Annotated in this window: 22 protein-coding genes; 13 read left to right on the forward strand and 9 right to left on the reverse strand. The window is 66.0% G+C overall.

Translation table 11 applies throughout. The features are described 5' to 3' along the window. Positions 1–334: 334 nt before the first annotated feature. Positions 335–1,216 carry a hypothetical protein gene (locus KBI52_RS32250; protein WP_210812848.1) on the forward strand — a complete coding sequence of 294 codons (882 nt, stop codon included), beginning with the start codon at positions 335–337 and terminating at the stop codon, positions 1,214–1,216. Positions 1,217–1,343: 127 nt separating this feature from the next. Here the strand turns inward: KBI52_RS32250 and cydB are convergent, their stop codons facing one another. The 7 genes from cydB to KBI52_RS32285 form a co-directional block, all read right to left on the reverse strand. Then, positions 1,344–2,393: a cytochrome d ubiquinol oxidase subunit II gene (gene cydB, locus KBI52_RS32255; protein ID WP_173949966.1), complete on the reverse strand. Its 1,050-nt coding sequence runs from the start codon at positions 2,391–2,393 to the stop codon at positions 1,344–1,346. An 11-nt stretch (positions 2,394–2,404) separates the two neighbouring features. Beyond that, positions 2,405–3,841, reverse strand: coding sequence for a cytochrome ubiquinol oxidase subunit I (locus KBI52_RS32260; protein ID WP_210812849.1), 1,437 nt, complete (start codon positions 3,839–3,841; stop codon positions 2,405–2,407). 20 nt (positions 3,842–3,861) lie between these two features. Beyond that, a complete protein-coding gene (locus tag KBI52_RS32265) occupies positions 3,862–4,791 on the reverse strand; it encodes an MBL fold metallo-hydrolase (protein WP_210812850.1) in 930 nt (309 codons plus the stop codon). Between the two features lie 95 nt (positions 4,792–4,886). Beyond that, positions 4,887–5,234, reverse strand: coding sequence for a hypothetical protein (locus KBI52_RS32270; protein WP_173949963.1), 348 nt, complete (start codon positions 5,232–5,234; stop codon positions 4,887–4,889). 140 nt (positions 5,235–5,374) lie between these two features. Beyond that, positions 5,375–5,539, reverse strand: coding sequence for a hypothetical protein (locus tag KBI52_RS32275; RefSeq protein ID WP_210812851.1), 165 nt, complete (start codon positions 5,537–5,539; stop codon positions 5,375–5,377). Between the two features lie 8 nt (positions 5,540–5,547). Beyond that, a complete protein-coding gene (locus KBI52_RS32280; RefSeq protein ID WP_210812852.1) occupies positions 5,548–6,717 on the reverse strand; it encodes a DNA topoisomerase IB in 1,170 nt (389 codons plus the stop codon). Positions 6,718–6,743: 26 nt separating this feature from the next. Then, positions 6,744–7,061: a SemiSWEET family sugar transporter gene (locus KBI52_RS32285; RefSeq protein ID WP_173949961.1), complete on the reverse strand. Its 318-nt coding sequence runs from the start codon at positions 7,059–7,061 to the stop codon at positions 6,744–6,746. A gap of 111 nt (positions 7,062–7,172) precedes the next feature. On the opposite strand from KBI52_RS32285, the gene KBI52_RS32290 reads away from it, so the two are divergent. From KBI52_RS32290 to KBI52_RS32320, 7 genes are all read left to right on the forward strand, one after another. Further along, entirely contained in the window at positions 7,173–8,324 is a 1,152-nt protein-coding gene (locus tag KBI52_RS32290; protein WP_247654776.1) for a glycosyltransferase family 4 protein, read from the forward strand. Then, entirely contained in the window at positions 8,321–8,974 is a 654-nt protein-coding gene (locus KBI52_RS32295) for a methyltransferase (protein WP_210812854.1), read from the forward strand. The genes KBI52_RS32290 and KBI52_RS32295 overlap by 4 nt, the downstream gene beginning before the upstream one ends. A 167-nt stretch (positions 8,975–9,141) precedes the next feature. Beyond that, complete coding sequence (locus tag KBI52_RS32300) at positions 9,142–9,645, forward strand: Fur family transcriptional regulator (protein ID WP_210812855.1); 504 nt, start codon at positions 9,142–9,144, stop codon at positions 9,643–9,645. A gap of 97 nt (positions 9,646–9,742) precedes the next feature. Beyond that, a complete protein-coding gene (gene ispG / locus KBI52_RS32305; RefSeq protein WP_210812856.1) occupies positions 9,743–11,023 on the forward strand; it encodes a flavodoxin-dependent (E)-4-hydroxy-3-methylbut-2-enyl-diphosphate synthase in 1,281 nt (426 codons plus the stop codon). Positions 11,024–11,209: 186 nt separating this feature from the next. Then, positions 11,210–13,156 (forward strand): potassium transporter Kup, encoded by a 1,947-nt coding sequence (locus KBI52_RS32310; protein WP_173949956.1) that lies wholly within the window; start codon positions 11,210–11,212, stop codon positions 13,154–13,156. A gap of 43 nt (positions 13,157–13,199) precedes the next feature. Beyond that, on the forward strand, positions 13,200–13,745 hold the full coding sequence (locus tag KBI52_RS32315) for a GNAT family N-acetyltransferase (protein WP_173949955.1): 546 nt from the start codon (positions 13,200–13,202) through the stop codon (positions 13,743–13,745). A 69-nt stretch (positions 13,746–13,814) separates the two neighbouring features. Then, entirely contained in the window at positions 13,815–14,489 is a 675-nt protein-coding gene (locus KBI52_RS32320) for a nitroreductase family protein (RefSeq protein WP_173949954.1), read from the forward strand. A gap of 25 nt (positions 14,490–14,514) precedes the next feature. On the opposite strand, the gene KBI52_RS32325 is transcribed toward KBI52_RS32320, so the two are convergent. After that, positions 14,515–15,441 carry a polyprenyl synthetase family protein gene (locus KBI52_RS32325; protein ID WP_173949953.1) on the reverse strand — a complete coding sequence of 309 codons (927 nt, stop codon included), beginning with the start codon at positions 15,439–15,441 and terminating at the stop codon, positions 14,515–14,517. Here KBI52_RS32325 and mtgA point away from each other — a divergent pair. The 3 genes from mtgA (at position 15,440) to KBI52_RS32340 (ending at position 18,415) form a co-directional block, all read left to right on the forward strand. After that, positions 15,440–16,231, forward strand: coding sequence for a monofunctional biosynthetic peptidoglycan transglycosylase (gene mtgA, locus KBI52_RS32330; RefSeq protein WP_371823238.1), 792 nt, complete (start codon positions 15,440–15,442; stop codon positions 16,229–16,231). The genes KBI52_RS32325 and mtgA overlap by 2 nt on opposite strands. A 153-nt stretch (positions 16,232–16,384) precedes the next feature. Next, the gene (gene rpmF, locus KBI52_RS32335) at positions 16,385–16,570 is read left to right on the forward strand and encodes a 50S ribosomal protein L32 (protein ID WP_152712060.1); all 186 of its coding nucleotides are present in this window, start codon (positions 16,385–16,387) and stop codon (positions 16,568–16,570) included. Between the two features lie 213 nt (positions 16,571–16,783). Next, a complete protein-coding gene (locus tag KBI52_RS32340) occupies positions 16,784–18,415 on the forward strand; it encodes an EAL domain-containing protein (protein ID WP_210812857.1) in 1,632 nt (543 codons plus the stop codon). Positions 18,416–18,436: 21 nt separating this feature from the next. On the opposite strand, the gene phaR is transcribed toward KBI52_RS32340, so the two are convergent. Then, complete coding sequence (gene phaR / locus KBI52_RS32345; protein WP_173949951.1) at positions 18,437–19,018, reverse strand: polyhydroxyalkanoate synthesis repressor PhaR; 582 nt, start codon at positions 19,016–19,018, stop codon at positions 18,437–18,439. A gap of 233 nt (positions 19,019–19,251) precedes the next feature. On the opposite strand from phaR, the gene KBI52_RS32350 reads away from it, so the two are divergent. Both KBI52_RS32350 and KBI52_RS32355 read left to right on the forward strand, forming a co-directional pair. Then, positions 19,252–20,430: an acetyl-CoA C-acetyltransferase gene (locus KBI52_RS32350; protein ID WP_173949950.1), complete on the forward strand. Its 1,179-nt coding sequence runs from the start codon at positions 19,252–19,254 to the stop codon at positions 20,428–20,430. A 171-nt stretch (positions 20,431–20,601) separates the two neighbouring features. Next, positions 20,602–20,912 (forward strand): SDR family NAD(P)-dependent oxidoreductase (locus KBI52_RS32355; RefSeq protein WP_210812858.1); only part of this gene is annotated, 311 nt, incomplete at its 3' end.

Raw genomic sequence — 20,912 nt, forward strand, 5'->3', positions numbered from 1 at the left:
GTTATACCTTACCACAACGTTTGCCATCTGACGATGGCTGCGATGTCGGGCTGTGGCCCCACAAGAGTATCTCGTTATAGTTAGGCCTGGAAGGCCAGGTTTCTCAGCACTCTTATGGGTATCGAGATGCCCCTAAGGTGGTCGCGTTCCGTAACGACACCTTTTGTAACCCTATTATATGTAACACTGTCAACAAAAACTTCGAGACCGGCCTGCGAATTTTACGCCCCTCTTCGTTCGGAGAGGTTATGCAATGCAATGACTTAACGCCAAGGATAACGCTTTGGTAAACTTTTAGGGTTAACGGTCTCTGACCTGGAAATGAGGTCGGAATATGGACATCAACATACGTTCTCAGGACGGCAGCGAAGCCGCGAAACGGACCGGCGCATCGTCCGCCGGCGACGCCCGGATCGACCCCACGGCCAGCGCGGTCCTGGAAGAAGCCATCAGAAGCGCGAAGCTTCGCCCGAAACCTTCCTCTCCCGAGGTACCGGTCCGGGAGAACGTCCCGCCCGGCACCAAATCCTCCCCGGTCCGCTTCCTGACCCAGGCCGCCGTGGCCCTCGTGCTCGTCGGAGCCGGGTGGTCGGCCTCCTACGTGGGAACCCTGGCCAACCGGGATGCCGTTGCCAGGCTCGAGGCCGAGACGGCCCGCAGCCAGGAAATCCTCGCCCGGCTGAGCACGGATCTCGACGCCCTGCGGGAGACGGTGGTCGCGTTCAAGGACGTCGAGCACACCGCGTCGACCTCCTCCGCGTCCGAGCAGACGAAGCTCACGGATAGGATCGAGCGCCTCACCGCCAGCCTGCAGGAGCCCGCCACGAAGATGTCCGGTCTCGAGGATCGGCTCGACCGGATGGAGAGCCAGATCCTGACCACCCTGGCCGGTTTGAGCGCGAAGCCGGCAGCGCCGACGACGCCTCCGGTCACGGAAGCGGCCCTCAAGGAGGAAGCCCCTGCCCCGAAGCCGGAAGCGGTCGCGCTGAAGCCGGAATCCCCGGCTCCCAAGCCGGCGAGGAGCGAACCGGTCGACGGATGGGTCCTGCGCGAGGTCTATGACGGCGCGGCCCTGGTCGAGAACCGCAATCGACGCCTCTACGAGGTCATGCCGGGCGGCATCCTCCCGGGTGTCGGCCGCATCGAGGGCATCGAGCGCCGGGGCGCCCGTTGGGTCGTGGTGACCGACAAGGGGTTCATCGGCACCTATCGCTAATGTGGGATGATTGCTCTCAGCCCGTAGACGAGCCCCGCGAACACCGCGAGGCTTGCCCCATATAGGGCCACGAACCAGAGCAGGCGCTTCGAACGCCGCTCCGGCGGACGGTGCGTCTCGGGCCGCATCAGTGATAGCCGTAGCCGCCGCCGGAGATCTCGTCCGCCACCTTGCCGCGGAAGACGTAATAGGCATAGGCCGTGTACGCGAAGGTCATCGGCAGCACGATCGCGAAGCCCACCAGGGCGAAGAGCTGGGAGTTCACCGTGTTGGCCGTGTCCCAGATCGTGAGGCTCGGCGGCACGATGTACGGGAAGAGGCTGACACCGAGGCCGAGATAGCCGAGCAGGAACAGACCGACCGTCAGGAAGAACGGGCGCACATGGCGTCCCTCCTCCAGATCGCGCAGGAGCCTGTAGGCCACATAGGCCGTCACCAGGGGAATCGGCGCGAGAAACGCGATGTTGGGCCATGAGAACCAGCGCGTCTCGATCTGCCGTCCGAGGAACGGCACCCACACGGACACGGCCGCCATGGCGACGACCGTGGCGACGAGGAAGCGCACCGCCATGCGCCGGGCCCAGATCTCCAGTTCGCCCGTGGTCTTCATCACGCACCAGGTCGCGCCGAGAAGCCCGTAGCCGAAGATCAGGCTGAGGCCGGTGAGCACGCTGAACGGCGTGAGGAAATCGAAGGTGCCGCCGGTGAACTGGCGCCCGTCGGTGGAAAATCCCTGAACGAAGGCGCCCAGCACCATGCCCTGGAAGAAGGTCGCCAGCAGGGAACCGAAGAAAAAGGCGTTGTCCCAGAGGAATTTCGAACGATCCGCCTTGAAGCGGAATTCGAAGGCGACGCCGCGGAAGATCAGCGCGATCAGCATGAGGATGATCGGCACGTACAGGGCCGGCATGAGGACCGCATAGGCGATATGGAACACGGCGAACAGACCGCCGCCGCCGAGAATGAGCCAGGTCTCGTTGCCGTCCCAGATCGGCGCGACCGAAAACATCATGCGGTCGCGCCAGTTCTCGCTGCGCGCCGCCTTGAACAGGATCCCGACGCCGAGATCGAACCCGTCGACGATCACGTACATGGCCACCGCTACGGCGATGAGCCCCGACCAGATCAGCGGCAGCCAGAAGGCCAGTCCTTCATGGTCCATCCCGAAGCCGAACATGCCTCGTCCTCCTATTCCGCTGGCTGTGCACGGTGTCCAGAGCGCCTTTCGAGCCCTTCGTCCGGCACCGAGAACGGACGCTTCGGCTTCTTGTCGAGATCGTCCCCGCGGATGTCTTCGACGGGATCGGGCCCGCGCCGCAGGAGCTTGGCGAGATAATAGGAGCCGAAGCCGAACACGAAGGCGTAGACGACGACGAAGGTGAGGAGCGATGCGGTCACCGCGCCGGCCGCGATGGGCGACACCGCGTCCGCCGTCCGCAGATGCCCGTAGACCACCCAGGGCTGGCGCCCGATCTCGGCGGTGAACCAGCCGAAGAGCACGGCGCCGAAGCCCGAGGGCGTCATGATCATGGCGGCGGTCAGGAACAGCCTGTTGCTGAACAGCGTGCCCTTCCAGCGCAGATACAGGCTCCACAGGCCGATCCCGAGCATCGCGAACCCGATGCCGACCATGATGCGGAAGGAGAAAAAGACCGGCCAGACGGGCGGGCGCTCGTCCCGGGGAACCTCCTTCAGGCCGGGCACGACGCCGTCGAAGGCATGCGTGAGAACCCAGCTGCCGATTTTCGGAATGCCGATCTCGTAATGGTTGGTCTCCGCGACCTCGTCGGGAATGGCGAAGAGGCGAAGCGGCATGTTCGCCATGCGGTCCCAGTTGCCCTCGATGGCGGCCAGTTTCGTCGGCTGGTACTTGAGCACGCCGAGGCCGTGAAGATCGCCGATGACGATCTGGATCGGCACGAAGATGGTCGCGAACCACAACGCCATGGACAGGGAGCGTCGCGACCCCGCGAGCTTCGCCGCCGGGGCGTCGTGCGGATGGCGCAGCAGCATCCAGGCGGACATGCCGGCGACCGCGAACGCCGTCGTCAGGTAGCAGCCCATGACCATATGGGCATAGCGCAGGGGGAAGGACGGATTGAACACCACCCTGAACCAGTCGACCGGTACCGCCTTGCCGTTCTCGATGGCGAACCCGTCGGGCGTCTGCATCCAGGAATTGGCCGACAGGATCCAGAAAGCGGAGATCAGTGTTCCCAGGGCCACCATGCAGGTGGCGAAGAAATGGAGCCGGTCACCGACCCTCTCCCAGCCGAAGAGCATGATCCCGAGAAAGGCCGCCTCCAGGAAGAAGGCCGTGATGACCTCGTAGGCGATGACCGGACCGAGCACGTTGCCGGTGAATTCGGAGAAGCGCGACCAGTTCGTGCCGAACTGATAGCTCATGACGATGCCGGATACGACGCCGAGGCCGAAGGAAACCGCGAACACCTTCACCCAGAAACGGAAGAGCGTGCGGTAGAGCGGGTTTCCCGTGCGAAGCCAGTTGAATTCGAGCGCCGCGAGCCAGCTGGCGAGACCGATGGTGAAAGCCGGAAAGATGATGTGGAAGGCGATCGTGAACGCGAACTGGATGCGCGAAAGCATCAGAGCGTCGAATTCCATGTCCGCTTCCCCTCGTGGGCCTACCTGCCTGCTTTTAGGGCGGCGGCAGGCAGGGACCAGGGGAGTACGGCCCAATGAGCCCGCAAGGGTGGAGCATATTCCGCCTGGAGCGGGCGCCATCCGGTGCTCAGGCGCTGCAGGGCCTCGAACTCGATCGGATCATGGCTGCAGAAGATCTTGACGTCGCTGCGCCCGTCATTGGCGAGATCCCGCAGCCGCTCCTGGTTCTGAAGGCGCAGCGGCCGGTTCTCTTCCATCAGCCGCTGATAAGCCGCGAGACCCGGCGTGCAGGACGGGTCGGCGTCCATCTCGTGCCGGTAGAAATAGGCGTCGCCCGCATTGAGCAGCCATCCCTCCGGCGTGTCGATGGCGATCCCGGCATGGCCCATCGTGTGGCCCGGCAGGGGGATCATCAGGATCTCCGGCGGCAATCCCTGAAGATCTCGCACGGAACTGAACCCGAACCAGCGCTCCCCGGTCGGATCGTAGAACCGCCAGTCCCGCACCTCGTCCCATTGCCCAGGACTGTAGCGGCGCCGGTGGATGAAGCCGTGCCTCACCTCGGCCTCCTCCACCTCCGCGCGCAGGACATGAACGACGGCGTCCGGAAAGTCCTCGAGGCCGCCGGCATGGTCGAAATCGAGATGGGTCAGCACGATGTGGCGCACGTCACGGGGCGAGAAGCCGAGGCTCTTCACCTGTTCCAGCGCCGTATAGCGATGCTCCAGCTGGATACGGTTCGTGTGGATGAAGAGCGGGCTGATCCGCCCGTAGGGATCCTCCACGTCCCGGGAGCCGAAGCCCGTATCGACGAGGACGAGCCCGCTGTTGTCGGTCTCGACCAGGAGGCAATGGCAGATCAGCCGTCCCGTCAGGCCCCGACTGACGCCATCCCACAGCCGTCCGCCGACAGGACACATGCAGCCGCAATTGAGATGATGGATGCGCATCGGAGGCCTCGCTGGAATGAAAGTGGCGAAGCCCTAACGGGACAGGCAGGAAAATGTTCGACCACCGGACGGGCCGGCAGAGGGCCGCCTGCCCCTCACTTGCGGCAGGCGAAGGGCGGGAACGTGCTCGCCGTTCCGGCATTCATGGCGGCCACGACCATCATGTTGGCGAGGTCGAGTTCCTCCGCCGAGCGCGGGCAGACATCGCCCTTCGTCGTGCAGCCCGAGGCCAGGAAGGCCTCATGGCGCTCGAGGAAGTCCCGGCCCAGACCCTTCGTGCCCCGGTGGGCAAGGGCGTCCGACCACGCCTTCCTGTAGCGGGCGCACTTGATCTCGGGCCAGCTTTGGGGCTCGGTTGCCTGCGCGCGGGCCGGCGCCGTTTCGCCCGCCACGAAGCATGCCAGGCAAGCCGCAAGGGCAACCCCCATGGTCCAACGTGCCATCACAGTCTCGTCCGTTCGATGCGGGTGCGATGGACCACGGGAGGCGAGATGCGTCAAGGCTTCGGCCGAGGATGCGCCACCCTTCATCCCTGTCATCACCGGCCCTGTGCCGGTGATCTCGATTGGAAGGGCTTAGCGCCTCACAGGATCGGGATGGCCGGGACGAGCCCGGCCATGACGTTGGAGGCTAAACCCGGTCCCATCGACCTGCTCACGATCTCGACCTGAAGAAGGCCAGGACGCGTCGGATCCTGCATCCGATCCCAGGCTGCTGCTTCGCCCGTTCCGGGAAGACGATGAACCAATCAGCGTCTCAAACCCGCATCTCGGGCTGAGCCTTGTCCGATTTCCTGGGCGACGGGCTGCGGCGCTTCTTGGCGGGCTGCCTCTCCGGCTGCTTCTCGACCTCCCGGGAGATGCGCTGCTCCAGCAGCGCCAGGACGGCCGCCTCCTCGGGCTTGAGGCTGGCGAGATCCTCGCGCAGCTCGGTTTCGATTTCTTCCTTGATATCCAGAAGGAGGCCTCCGTCGAGATAGGAGGAGAAGACTTCCGGATGCACGTAGCATTTGCGGCAGATGCTTGGCGTGTTGCCGAGGCGGGCGGAGACCTTCTCGATGGCCGCCCGGATGTTCTTCTTGGCCTTCGCGTCGCTGTCGAACGCCTCGAATTCGGCCAGAGCGAGGGCCGCCAGAACGGTACCGGCCCAAGTCCGAAAATCCTTGGCCGTGATCTCGCTTCCCGTGATCTCCTTCAGATAGGCGTTCACGTCGGCCGAGGTGACCGATTGCTGCTCGCCGTTCTCGTCGAGGTACTGAAACAGATCCTGCCCGGGCAGATCCTGGCAGGCCTTGACGATCTTGGCGATGCGCCGGTCCTTGACCTGCAGGCGCCACGTCTTGCCGCTCTTGCCCTTGAACTGAAAGCGCAATTCGCCGCCGTCCACCTTCACATGCGGGTCGCGCAGGGTGGTGAGGCCATAGCTCTTGTTCTGCTTGACGTAATCGGAATTGCCCACGCGGATGAGCGTGTTCTCGAGCAGATGCACCACCGTGGCCAGCACCTTCTCGCGCGGCAGGCCGCGCAGGCTCATATGCTCGTCGATGGTCGTTCGGATGGCCGGCAACCCGCGGGCGAACTCCAGCATGTGCTCGTATTTCGTGCTCTCGCGGACCTCCCGGAAGGCCGGATGGTAGCGGTACTGCTTGCGGCCCTTGGCGTCGCGGCCCGTCGCCTGGATGTGGCCGTTCGCCTTCGCGCAGATCCACACGTCCGTGTAGGCGGGCGGGATCGCCAGCGACTTGATGCGCTCCAGGATCGACGTGTCGCCGATCGTCTTGCCGTCGGGTCCGGTATAGGCGAAGCCCTTGCCGGATTTCTTGCGCCGGATGCCGGGCTCCTCGTCGGACACGTATCGCAGCCCCGCGGCCTCGGCGGCGTCACGCGGGTCGACGACGTTTTCGGCGGTGGCGTTCTGTTCCGTCATGGGAGGCCTTTTGAAAAAGCAGAACGTCAACCGGTCCGCGCCATCCCGGGTTCCCTGGGCGACCTCGCCCCGGGCGATTTGCCCCGGTCGTTCCGGATCTTGAAGGCCAGAATGATGGCGCTGAGGATCAGGCTCAGCAGGTTGAAGACCATCATGGGCCAACTGCCGATCATGAACCCGTAGGCCGACCACAGGACGAAGGCCGTCACCGTGACCATGTACATGTGCTTCGAGATGGCCCGTGTGTCCCGCTCCCGCCACGCCTTCACCACCTGGGGAACGAAGCTCGAGGTCGAGAGGATGCCCGCGATCGTGGCCAGGACGGTCGGCAGCCATTCCGGCATGTCGGTTGTCTCCCATGGTTCAAGATGACGGCAACGGGCCCCGGACGGGGGAGTTCCCTTTTGCCCCTGGTGGAGGTTAGAAGGGCGCAGCCCCTTCATCCGGATTGTCCCTTGTCTTCCTTGTCCCTGCCTGACGTCCAAGGCCGCAAGATCGTCTTCGTGATCACCGAGGACTGGTTCTTCGCCTCCCATTTCCTGCCCATGGCCAGGGCGGCCCGCGAACTCGGGCTCCACGTCGCGGTCGTGACGCGCGTGCGCTCGCACCGGGAGGCGATCGAGGCCGCGGGGGCGAAAGTGATCCCGCTCGAAGCCGAGCGACGCAGCCTGAACCCGATGGCGGCCGGCTATGCGGCCGGACAGCTCGCCGCGATCCTCAAGGCCGAGAAGGCGGACCTCGTTCATTGCATCGCCCTCAAGGGAATCCTGGTCGGAGGCTTCGCGGCCGCCCTGGCGGGCATTGGGCGCCGGGTCTATGCGCTGACCGGCTCGGGCTTCCTCGGTGCTCGGACGGACAGGGTCGCGCGCCTCTCGCAGCGCGCCGTGCGCCTGCTCGTGCGCGGGCTCGAGACCGGCCGGACCCGTTATGTCTTCGAGAATACGGACGATCCCAAGCTCCTCGGCCTCGATCCCACGAGCGAGCGCGTCACCATACTTGGCGGGGCTGGCATCGATCCGGACCAATTTCGTCCCACTCCCCTGCCCGCGCAGCCGCCGCTCAAGGTCGCCGTGGTGGCCCGCATGCTCTGGTCCAAGGGCATCGACGTGGCCGTGGAGGCGGTCCGCCAGGCACGGGCAGAGGGTGTGGCCGTCGAACTCTCCCTCTACGGCGCTCCGGATCCCTCGAACCCGAAGGCGATTCCGGAAGAGACCCTTAAGGCCTGGAGCGCCGAGCCCGGCATCTCATGGCACGGGGCCACCAGGGACGTGGCAGCCGTCTGGCGCGCGCATCACGTAGCGTGCCTGCCCTCGCGCGGCGGCGAGGGGCTGCCCCGGACGCTTCTGGAGGCGGCCGCCTGCGGCCGCGCCATCGTGACGACCGATGTTCCCGGCTGCCGGACCCTGGTGCGCGACGGGGTCGAGGGCCGCATCGTTCCCACCGACGACGCGCCCGGCCTGGCGGAGACGCTCGCCGCCTTGTCCCGCAGGCCCGACCTCGTCGCCCGCATGGGCGAGGCGGCGCGCGCCCGCGTCCTCGACGGCTTCACGGAACGGGATGTCATCGAGAGCGTCAAACGGCTCTACCGCTCGATGCTGGCCTCATGATCTCCGACCCCGCCGCCTTCATCCGGTCCGAGACCCGGCTCCGCCCCGTGCCGCACGCGCCCGAGATCGTCCTGCACGTGGCCGACGAAGCGACGGACCTCTGGCAGAAGACCGAGGAGGAACTGGGCGAGATCGGCCTGCCGCCGCCCTTCTGGGCCTTCGCCTGGGCGGGCGGACAGGCCCTTGCCCGCTACATCCTCGATCATCCGCAAACCGTCCGCGGTCGGCGCATCCTGGATTTCGCCTCAGGCTCGGGCCTCGTCGCCATCGCGGCCATGAAGGCCGGCGCCGCCGAGGTGACGGCCTGCGACATCGATGCCTTCGCGGTCGCGGCCATCGGCATCAACGCTGCGGCCAACGGCGTTCCGTCGATCATGCCGCTCCAGGAGGACGTCGTCGGCCAGGATCGGGGCTGGGACACGGTGCTCGCCGGGGACATCTGCTACGAGCGCGACCTCGCCGAGCGGGTGACCGACTGGCTGTTCTCTCTGACCCGGAGAGGCGCCGCGGTCCTGATCGGCGACCCGGGACGCAGCTATCTTCCCAAGGATCGCCTGGAGAACCTGGCGGTTTACCAAGTGCCGGTCACCCGAACCCTCGAGGATGCCGACGTCAAGCGGTCCAGCGTCTGGCGCTTCCGGCAGCCCTAGCTTGCCCCTTTGCAATTCTGCATCGACTCCTTGCAGAAACGGGAGCTATTTTCCACTTCGTTCATGTAGTGTTATAACCTATATGAATCAGGTGGCTTCGCGCCCTCAGACCGGACGCGGAGATGGCGGGGGCGCCAAACTTTAGTCATTTAGCCAAGGGTGATCCAATGGCCCATGCATTATCACTTCACCACAGACTTTCCCACGCGGATGCTCCGATCGGCTCGGAAAGAACGGCGCGCGCCATCGCCCAGTCGGAAGCGGTCTGCCGATCGAAGGGCGCGCGGCTCACTCCGATCCGCCGCCGGGTGCTCGAAGCTCTCCATGGGGTCGACGGGCCGCTCGGCGCCTACGATCTGGTGGACCTGCTCGGCTCCCAGGGTCGGCGCATGGCCCCCATCACCATCTATCGCGCGCTGGACTTCCTCATCGAGCAGGATCTGGTGCATCGGCTCGCAAGCCGCAACGCCTACATCGCCAGCTCGGGGACCGTCGCCGGCACACGCACGACGGCGTTTCTGATCTGCGAAGGATGCGGGGACGTGAACGAAATCGCGTCTCCGGACGTGGCCGAGACCGTGCTCAAGGTCCTGCGGGAACAGGGCTACCAGCCCCGCACGAAGGTTCTGGAGATCACCGGTCGCTGCACCAGATGTCAGGACGTCCACTGAGTCGGCTTTCTCCGCTCCATTAAGCCGCGCTTGACGAAGCGGGTGTTTGGCATCAGCTAAACGGCGGCAGCCTGGAGCTGCCGTCGTGGAATGCAGCATGTCCCTCATCTCGCCCTCTCAGCCCGCCTTCGAAAGCCTTGCCGGCCCCGCCCCGCGCCACCGCACGGTGGGCGTGCGCGTCGGATCCGTCATGGTCGGCGGCGGCGCGCCGGTCGTGGTCCAGTCGATGACCAACACGGATACGGCGGACGTGGACGCGACCGTCGCCCAGGTGGCGGCGCTGGCCCGCGCGGGCTCGGAGATCGTGCGCATCACCGTCGATCGGGACGAGGCGGCCGCGGCCGTGCCGAAGATCCGCGAGCGGCTCGACCGGCTCGGCGTCGACGTGCCGCTCGTGGGCGATTTCCACTATATCGGCCACCAGCTCCTCGCGGATCATCCGGCCTGTGCCGAGGCGCTGGCCAAGTACCGCATCAATCCGGGCAATGTTGGCTTCCGGGAAAAGAAGGACCGGCAATTCGGCGCCATCGTCGAGCAGGCGATTCGGCACGGCAAGGCGGTGCGGATCGGGGCCAACTGGGGGTCCCTCGACCAGGAGCTGCTGACGCACCTGATGAACGAGAACGCGGCCTCGGCGCACCCGCGCGACATGCGCTGGGTTACCCGCGAGGCCATGATCCAGTCGGCCCTGCTCTCCGCCGCCCGTGCGGAGGAAATCGGCCTCGGGCGCGACCGGATCATCCTGTCGGCCAAGGTCTCGGCCGTGCAGGACCTGATCGCCGTGTATCAGGATCTCGCCCGCCGGTCCGACTACGCGATCCATCTCGGGCTCACCGAAGCCGGCATGGGCACGAAGGGAATCGTGGCGTCCTCGGCCGCCATGGGGATCCTGCTCCAGCAGGGGATCGGCGACACGATCCGCTACTCCCTGACCCCGGAGCCCGGCGGTGACAGGACCGTGGAGGTGAAGACCGCCCAGGAACTGCTCCAGACCATGGGGTTTCGCACCTTCGTGCCGCTGGTCGCCGCCTGCCCGGGCTGCGGACGGACCACCTCCTCGGTGTTCCAGGAGCTGGCGCGGGACATCCAGACCTGGATCTCCACCTCCATGCCCGAGTGGCGCCGGACCTATCCGGGCGTCGAGAACCTCAACGTGGCCGTGATGGGCTGCATCGTGAACGGGCCCGGCGAATCGAAGCATGCGAATATCGGCATCTCCCTGCCCGGCACCGGCGAGCAGCCGGCGGCGCCTGTCTTCATCGACGGGAAGAAGGCCATGACCCTGCGCGGCCCGACGCTCGCCCAGGACTTCCAGAAGATCGTGCTCGACTACATCGAGAAGAGCTATGGCCAGCCGGGACGCGATGCCGCCGAATGAGGCGGCAAGCGTGGCCATGGAACCTCCTGCGAAATTCCGTTTTTAAGCTAAGGCGCGATATGCTAGAGAGCCGCCGCGCCGGCAATGACGGCCGCTGCGCTCTTTGGAGAAGGGGGCCGCCCTTCGTCGTTTACAGGGTACTTCAACAAGGGCCGTCCGCGGGCACGTCCGCAAAGAAAAGCACACATGGCAGAACAGCACGCCGTTGCCCCGGGACATGCAGATTCCGCAGCCCCTGAGGCCACCTTACCGGACAGCCATTTCAAGGCGAGCTTCTGGACCCTGACCCTCGGCGCCATCGGGGTCGTCTATGGGGATATCGGCACCAGCCCGCTCTACGCCATGCGGGAGACGGTAATGGCCGCCACCGGCGGTCACCACGGAACGCCCGTTCCCCTGACCCGCGAACTCGTGATCAGCATCCTGTCGCTCCTGCTCTGGGCGCTGATCCTCACGGTGTCGGTCAAGTACGTGGTCCTGCTGCTGCGGGCCGACAACAAGGGCGAGGGCGGCTCGCTCACCCTGGTCGCCCTGGCGCAACGCGCGCTCGGACGACGGAGCCTGCCGATCCTCATGATGGGCATGGCGGGCGCAGCCCTCTTCTACGGGGACGCGGCGATCACGCCGGCCATGTCCGTGCTGTCGGCCCTGGAAGGGCTGAAGCTCGTGGGTCCGTCGTTCGAGGCCTACATCCTGCCGGGCGCAGTGGCGATCCTCGTCGCCCTCTTCGCCGTGCAGAGCCGCGGCACCGGCAAGGTGGCGGCCTTCTTCGGCCCGCTCACGCTCCTGTGGTTCATCAGCATGGCCGGCCTCGGCCTCCTCCACATCGCCGACGACTGGGAGGTCCTGCTCGCGTTCAACCCCTATCACGGCGTCTCCTTCCTGGTCACGCATCCGGGCACCGCCTTCGCCATCCTCGGCAGCGTCTGCCTTGCCGTGACCGGCGCCGAGGCGCTCTACGCGGATCTCGGGCATTTCGGCCGCAAGCCGATCCGCATGGCCTGGAGCACGGTGGTCTTTCCGGCGCTCGCCCTCAACTATCTCGGGCAGGGCGCGCTCGTGCTGTCGAACCCCGACGCTATCGCCAACCCCTTCTTCCTGCTGGCCCCACCCTGGCTGCTTCTGCCCCTCGTGATCCTCGCCACCCTGGCAACCATCGTGGCGAGCCAGGCCGTGATCACGGGCGCCTATTCCCTGACCCGGCAGGCCGTCCAGCTCGGCATCCTGCCGCGCCTGGAGGTCCGCTTCACCTCGGAGACCCATCAGGGCCAGATCTATCTGCCGCGGGTGAACTGGCTCCTGCTCGCGGCCGTGGTCAGCCTGGTGCTGCTCTTCGGCTCCTCCAGCAATCTCGCCAGCGCCTACGGCATCGCGGTCTTCGGCACCATGGTGGTCACCACCCTGCTCGCCTGCGTGGTGATGAGCCGTAGCTGGGGCTGGGGTCCGGTGAAGACCGGGCTCATCATGATCCCGCTTCTCCTGATCGACCTCACCTTCCTGTCGTCGAACCTGGTGAAGCTCCTCGACGGCGGCTATGTCCCGCTCGTCATCGCGGGCGTGTTCTTCGTGCTCATGTGGACCTGGGTGAAGGGAACCCGGATCCTGTTCGAGAAGACCCGCAAGATCGACGTGCCCTTCCTCGAACTCGTGCAGATGCTGGAGAAGAGCCCGCCGCACCGGGTGAAGGGCACCGCCGTCTTCCTGACCAGCGATCCGGATACCGCCCCGGCGGCCCTGCTGCACAACCTCAAGCACAACAAAGTGCTGCATGAGAAGAACGTGATCCTGACCGTCAACAGCGCGGACGTTCCGCGCGTGGAGGACGAGGACCGGGTGGCCATCGAGCATGTGGGCGATTCGTTCTGGCGCATCCGCCTGAGCTACGGCTACATGGAAACCCCCAACATTCCCCGCGGTCTGGCGATCCTGCGCAAGCAGGGGTTCAAGTTCGATATCATGGCGACCTCGTTCTTCCTGTCCCGCCGCTCGATCCGCCCCGCGAGCCAGAGCGGCATGCCGCTCTGGCAGGACAAGCTCTTCATCGGCTTGGCGAAATCGGCAAGCGACGCCACGGACTTCTTCCAGATCCCCACGGGACGCGTCGTCGAGGTCGGCACCCAGGTCACGGTGTAAGCCTGTTGCTCTCGAGAGAACCTGATGTCAGTTTCGATCATCCATGACTGACATCAGCCTCATCCCCCCGAGCCTGAACTGGCTCCGCTTCTATGCCGATGCCCTCGAGCGGGGCTGGTCGCCCAACACGGACCAGGATGTCAGCCGCGAGCAACTCCTGCAGCTCCGGCGCGACCCCGAGCGGTTCCTCCACGACCTCTACAACAGCCCGATGGTCCGGCTGGCGGACGGGCAGGAGGTGCCGCGCCTGCCGTCGCACGATTTCTGGATCAGCGATGGCACGTTCTGCGGCCGCATCGGCTTTCGCTTCCAGCCCGGGACGGAAGAGCTGCCGCTCGCCGTGTACGGCCATATCGGGTACACCATCGTGCCCTGGAAGCAGCGCCGCGGCTACGCCACGCAGGCCCTGCGCATGATCCTGCCGATCTGCCGCTTGGAGGGTTTCTCGCGGGTGCTGATCACCTGTGACGATGACAACGATGCTTCGCGAAAGGTCATTCTGGCCAACGGCGGCGCCCCTGCGGGTTCCCTGCCGCACAACCGCCGCCCCGGCCACGTCAAGCTGGCGTTCTGGGTTCCCACGGCTTGATGCCCGTTCCACGCGTGAGCCCGCGCGGGCGCTCACCCCGTGCCGGCCCATTCCCGAAGGAAGCATGCAATGGCAGATCCGGTCCTTGAGCCCCTGAACACATACCGTTCCTACCCACCCGAGGAGATGATCGCGCGGGCGCGGGCCTTCTACGAGGACATCCGGCGGCGGCGGACCGTGCGCGACTTCGCCGACAAGCCCGTGCCGCGCGAGGTCATCGAGTATGCCCTGCTTGCCGCCGGCACGGCGCCGTCGGGCGCCAATCTCCAGCCCTGGCACTTTGCTGTGATCGGCAGCGCCGATACCAAGCGACGCATCCGGGACGCGGCGGAAGCCGAGGAGCGCGACTTCTACAGCGGCCGCGCCCCGCAGGAATGGCTCGATGCGCTGGCGCCTCTCGGGACGGATGAGCACAAAGCCTTTCTGGAGACCGCGCCCGTCCTGATCGCCATTTTCGGACAGCGCTCGGGCCTGAGACCCGACGGAGGCAGGATCAAGAACTACTACGTGCCGGAATCGGTGGGGATCGCCACGGGCTTCCTGATCGCCGCCCTGCATGAAGCAGGCCTGGCGACCCTCACGCACACCCCCAGCCCAATGGGCTTTCTCAACGGGATCTGCAACCGTCCCGAATCCGAGAAGCCCTACATCCTTATGGTTGCCGGCTATCCTGCGGAAGGCTGCACGGTGCCAGTTTTCGGCGGGATCAAGAAACCTCTGGACGAGATCGCTTCCTGGCTTTGATGCTCCGGAACGCGGAGGCCGGAAACTAGACCTGCCGCTCGACGACGAAGCGCACGGCTTCGCGCAGAACCTGCGCCTGCGGCCCGAATCCGTCGAGGGCGCTGTCCGCCTGCTCGACGAGCTGCCGGCATTCGCGGCGCGCGCCGTCCATGCCGAGCAGGTCGACGAGGGTCGCCTTGCCTTTCTCCTGGTCCTTCCCCGTGCGCTTGCCGAGCGCCTCGGCGGATGCCTCGCGGTCGAGGATGTCGTCGGCGACCTGGAAGGCCGCGCCGAGCGCGTGTCCGTATGCGACAAGCTTCCGGCGCGAAGCCGGATCGGCCTGCCCCATAATGGCTCCCGCCTCAACCGAGAAGGCGAGGATCGCCCCCGTCTTCATCATCTGGAGCAAGCGCACATCGGTCTCGCCCATGGTGACAGGCCCGTAGCGCCCCTCCGCCGACAGGTCGAGCAGCTGGCCGCCCACCATGCCGCCGAGACCTGAGGCGCGGGCGAGGCCGAGCACGAGATCGCTCCGGATGGCAGGATCCGATGCCGTCGCCGGATCGGCCAGAACCTCGAACGCGAGGGTCTGGAGGGCATCCCCCACGAGAATGGCCGTGGCCTCGTCATAGGCCTTGTGCACGGTGGGGCGCCCCCGGCGCAGGTCGTCGTCGTCCATGGAGGGCAGATCGTCATGGACCAGGGAGTAGCAGTGGAGAAGCTCGACCGCGCAGCCTGCCCGCAGCGGCCCCTTCCCTTCCGCTCCCAGGAGGCGGGCCGCCTCGACCGTCAGGAACGGCCTCAGGCGCTTGCCGCCGCCGAGGACCGCATGACGCATCGCGGCCATGAGGCGGGGCGGACGGGCAAGCTCGCCGGGAGCGGCATTGTCTGATAGCAAGGCTTCGAGACTTGCTTCGACAACCCTTGCGGCATCGGAGAGCCGCGTCGTGAAAGTGCTGGTGGATGGCGTCATGACAAGCCTGAATCCGGAGGGGGCTGCCGCTCCGTCCGAGGGAAATGCGGGTGAACGGGTGAGGCCGAAATGGACGCTGCGGTCGGGACGGCCGCGCGAGCCGATGACGGTCGCCCGCTTCGTCCGCCGCCTCGTCCGGATCGGCCTTGGTGTCATTCTCTTATGGGTCGGGGCGGTCTTTTGGCTAGGCCTTTTGTACTGGGCCGTGCCGCCGGTCTCGACCCTGATGCTCGGCCGCTGGCTGACCCTGCAGCCGGTCGAGCGGGACTTCGTCGGGCTCGACGAGATCGCGCCGTCCCTCCCCCTCGCGGTCATGACCGCCGAGGACAGCCGTTTCTGCGAGCACGGCGGCGTCGACTGGGATGCCCTCTGGGACGTGGTGGAGGCGGCCGACGAGGACGGTCCCTCCCGGGGCGCCTCGACCATCCCCATGCAGGTGGCCAAGAACCTCTTCCTGTGGCCGAGCCGCTCCTATGTCCGCAAGGGGCTGGAGATCCCGGTCGCGCTCTATCTCGACCTGATCTGGTCGAAGCGGAAGATGATGGAGGTCTATCTCAACGTGGCCGAATGGGGCGACGGCGTCTTCGGCGCCGAGGCGGCCGCCCGGAGGTATTTTCGCAAGCCGGCCAGGAACCTGACCCGCCAGGAAGCCGCCCTGCTGGCGCGAGCCCTGCCCAACCCCCTGGTCCGCAACCCGGCCCGCCCGCGGCCTGGCCATCGGGCCCTGGCGGGACAGCTGCAGGCCCGCATGGAAAGGGCCGCCCCTTTCAGCGACTGCCTCAAGCCGTAACGAGCGGCCCTGCGGCAAGGAAAAACCCTCGGATTGCTTTCTAGGGCTAGATATTTGCCCGAAGACCTTGTATGAGGCGCAACCTCATCAAGTTTGAGATGTGAGCGTTCCCCGGTTGAGCGGGCGCTCCGCTATGTTAACCGGAGACGAGATATGGCCGTTCCAAAAAGAAAAACGTCGCCGTCGCGGCGCGGAATGCGTCGCTCCGCGGATGCCTTGAAGGCCCCGACCTACATCGAGGACAAGGATTCCGGCGAGCTGCGCCGTCCTCACCATGTTGACCTGAAGACCGGCATGTACCGTGGCCGTCAGGTCCTCAAGGTGAAGACCGACGCGTAATCCAACGCGGCATGCGACAATCCGAACCGGCGCCTCGAGCGCCGGTTTTTTTATGCCCGTTATCCCCAAACACCCTGATTTTACACCGGATTTTACCCTTCATTAAGCCTGAGGTCCGATCCTGCATCCCTTGGTTTTCCGGGGTTTCGGCGAGGCTTTCGACAGGCGCCCTCAGCCATCCCCGATCTATGCGTATTGTCGAGGGTGAGCGTGATGGCGACGAAGGGGCAGGGCCGGACGGGACTTTTCAAGGGTGTATCCCGGTCGCCGCGCCAAGCCTCGCCGTCCGTCCGCCCGCCGGTGAGCGGCATCGTGTATGCTTGGGACATGCTGTCCGACATCCTGACCTGGGGGCCCGGCGCCGCCGAGGCGCTTGGCCTGCCGCCCCGGGATCTGCCGAAGACCGGCCAAGCGTTTTCCCAGCTCGTCGAGCCCGGCTGCGGCCTCTCCCGTCAGGACGCCATCGGCCTGACCGAGAGCTCGAGCCGTGCTTACGAGACGCGGTACGCCCTGCGCTTCGAGCCGGACCGGGTGGTGATGGTCGAGGATGCCGGCCGCTGGCAGCAGGACGTCCAGGGACGCCCGGCTTATGCCCGTGGCCAATTGCGGGTCGACCGGGCCCCGGGCGACCAGGATCTGCTGCCCGCCATGCTGCAGCAGCGCTCGAAGCTCTTGTGCGGCATCCAGAACGGCATCAACGAGGCGGTGCGGGTCTCCCAGACCTGCACCCTGATCGTCGGTGCGCTCGAGGGCGGTGGAAGCGATTCCGTTGCGGAGCTCGCCCGGATGGTGCGCCCGATGATGCGCCGTCACGATCTCCTCGCCGTTCTCGGACCCGACCGCTTCGCCCTGGCCCTGACCTCCTGCCCGGCCGCCGATGCTCCGAGCGCCATGCGGCGGCTCGCCGGGCTGATGAAGGATCACCCGGCCGCGGCCTCTCTGAGTCTCGGAGCGGCCTGCGCGCCGGATCACACCTTCAAGGCCCCGAAACTTCTCCGTTTTGCCGAACAGGCGCTGGCGTCAGGTCTCGAGAGTGGCGACGCCTGCACCCTCTACGACGCCCGTCCGAAGGCGCCCTCCCGGGCGGCCGAGCAGGCGCCGTTCGATTGGATCGCTACCCTGAACGGCCGCAGCCTGAGCCTTGCCTGCCATCCGGTGGTGGAGGCGCAAAGCCGCGCCCCGGCCCTGATGCAGGCCGGCGCATGCCTGCCGCGCCCCGAAGGCGGCCCGGTCCTGCTCGGCCCGGTGCCAAGGCTGAAGGAGGCGAACCTCGCCCTTCTGGTCGACGCCCGCATGCTGGAACTCGCCGCCGATCATCTGAGCGGTCATCCGGGCCTGCGGCTGGCGCTGCCGGTCTCGGCCAGAACTCTTCAGGATGCCGAATGGCTGCCCCTACTGGCCGCCCACTTGGGCACCCGCCCTGGCATCGAGTCACGGCTCGTGATCGAGGTTCCCGAGGCGGCCCTGACCGAGTGCCGCAAGACCCTGGGCCGGCTCCACGCCATGAAGGCGCTCGGGGTCGGGCTGTCCCTCACCGGCTTCGGATCCGGCTATGTGACGCCGGGCCAATTGCGGATGCTGCCCGTCGACCTCCTCAAGATCGATGGCGTGTTCATCCAGCCGCTGAAGCGTTCGACCGCCGACCGCCTCATCGTCAGAACTCTGATCGACCGGGCTCAGCACCTCGGCATCGCCACGGCGGCGGAATGGGTGGAGGACGAAGCGACAGCCCGCCTGCTGACAACCTGGGGCGTAGATTATCTGCAGGGCGGATTGTTCGGCGAGCCGGAGACGGTGCAGCAGCCTTCGGCTCTCCACCAGATGCTGACGAAGGCGCGAGGCTGACGATCCGGCCTTCGCGAAAGGCTACTTGCTTGCCAGCTTGTCGAGCTTGGCCTGCATGTCGGCCATCTGCTGCTTCAGGCGGTCGAGGTCGTCAGTACCCTCGCCCCTCGCGGACGGCTTCGCCTCGGATCCGCCCGAGGGCGGCTGGGACTGCGGAAAGGGCGAGAACATGCGCATGGCCTCGGTGAAGAAGCCCATGTTCTTGCGCACCTGCTCCTCCATGGCCTGGAAGGCCGACGGGCCGAAGGCCTGCGCCATCTGCTCGCGGAGCTTCTGCTGCTCCTGGGACAGATTGTTCATGGAGAATTCGAGATAGCTCGGCACCAAGGCCTGCATGCTGTCGCCGTAGAAGCGGATCAGCTGGCGGAGTACCGTGACAGGCAGGAGGTTCGGCCCCTCCTTGTTCTCCTGCTCGAAGATGATCTGGGCGAGAACCGACCGGGTGATCTCTTCGCCGGACTTCGCGTCGTAGACTACGAAATCCTCGCCCTTGCGCACCATGCCCGCCAGGTCTTCCAGCGTCACGTAGGTCGAAGTACCCGTGTGATAGAGGCGGCGGTTGGCATATTTCTTGATGACAGTCGGTTGTTTGTCCGTCGCCATTGTGCCCGATACGCTCCCGGGAGATCCACCGTGCCCGGCATCCTTCATCCCGATCCGGGGATGCCAGGCTTCCATGATTATAAGTCTTATCCCGAACGATCAAAGCGCCAAAAGTCTAAGGCGTTCAGGGCTGGGTTGCGTGATCCGATCCTTGACATCCCACCCCCTGGGGATTTGATCGGACCGGCACTACATTCATTCTGCGATCAGACAAACAGCATGAGGAGAGAGGAATGGCCCGAGACAGCATCGTCATCGTCGGCGCGACGCGCACCCCGGTCGGCTCGTTCAACGGGGCCTTCGCCAACACCCCGGCCCATGAGCTCGGCGCCATCGCCATCAAGGCGGCCCTGGAGCGGGCCAAGGTCGACGGCGCGGAAGTGGACGAGGTGATCCTCGGCCAGATCCTCACCGCGGGCCAGGGTCAGAACCCGGCCCGCCAGGCCGCCATGGCCGGCGGCGTGCCGCAGGAAAAGACCGCCTGGGCTCTCAACCAGCTCTGCGGCTCGGGCCTGCGCACCGTCGCGATCGGCATGCAGCAGATCGCCAATGGTGATGCCAGCATCATCGTGGCAGGCGGCCAGGAGTCCATGTCGCTCGCGCCCCATGCGGCCCACATGCGCGCCGGCACCAAGATGGGCGATTTCAAGCTCGTCGACACCATGCTCAAGGACGGCCTGATGGACGCCTTCCACGGCTACCACATGGGCAACACCGCCGAGAACGTGGCCCAGCGCTGGCAGCTCACCCGCGAGGAGCAGGACCAGTTCGCAACAGCGTCCCAGAACAAGGCCGAGGCCGCCCAAAAGGAAGGCCGCTTCAAGGACGAGATCACCCCCGTGACGATTTCGAGCCGCAAGGGCGACATCGTGGTGGATCAGGACGAGTACATCCGCGCCGGCACCACCGTCGAGGCCCTCGCCAAGCTGCGCCCCGCCTTCTCCAAGGAAGGCACGGTCACGGCCGGCAACGCCTCGGGCATCAATGACGGCGCCGCCGCCGTGGTGCTGATGACGGAGGCCGAGGCCGAGAAGCGCGGCCTGACCCCGCTCGCCCGCATCGCCTCCTGGGCGACCGCCGGCGTCGATCCGGCCATCATGGGCACGGGCCCGATCCCGTCCTCCCGCAAGGCTCTGGAAAAGGCCGGCTGGAAAGTGTCCGATCTCGACCTCGTGGAGGCCAACGAGGCCTTCGCCGCCCAGGCGCTCGCGGTCAACAAGGACATGGGCTGGGATCCGTCCATCGTGAACGTGAACGGCGGCGCCATCGCCATCGGCCACCCCATCGGGGCCTCGGGCGCCCGCGTGCTGGTCACCCTGCTGCACGAGATGGGCCGGCGCAACGCCAAGAAGGGTCTCGCGACCCTGTGCATCGGCGGCGGCATGGGCGTCGCCATGTGCCTCGAGCGCTAAAGGTCGCCTCGAGGGCTAAAAACGTCGCGAGGCTCGGTGAAATTCCGGAGCCTCGCCCTTCCCCGTTCCGTCAAATAGCCTAAGCTATGTTGTGAGGCGGTCCGTTCCGACCGCCTCACAATGAATGGATCCTTGAGAGATCCGCACGAACGGTCTTGGGAAGGAAACAGCATGGCGCGTGTCGTATTGGTCACCGGTGGCACCCGCGGGATCGGTGCCGCAATTTCAAAAGCCTTGAAGGATGCGGGCTACAAGGTTGCCGCCAATTACGGCGGCAACGACGAGGCCGCCAACCAGTTCAAGAGTGAAACCGGGATTCCGGTGTTCAAATTCGACGTGTCCGATGCGCCATCCTGCGAAAGCGGCATCCGGGCGGTCGAGGCCGAGCTCGGCCCGGTCGACATTCTGGTGAACAATGCGGGCATCACCCGCGACGGCATGTTCCACAAGATGACCTACGACCAGTGGTCGGCCGTCATCCG

This window comes from Microvirga sp. HBU67558 (assembly GCF_018069605.1).
Classification (GTDB): Bacteria; Pseudomonadota; Alphaproteobacteria; order Rhizobiales; family Beijerinckiaceae; genus Microvirga; species Microvirga terrae.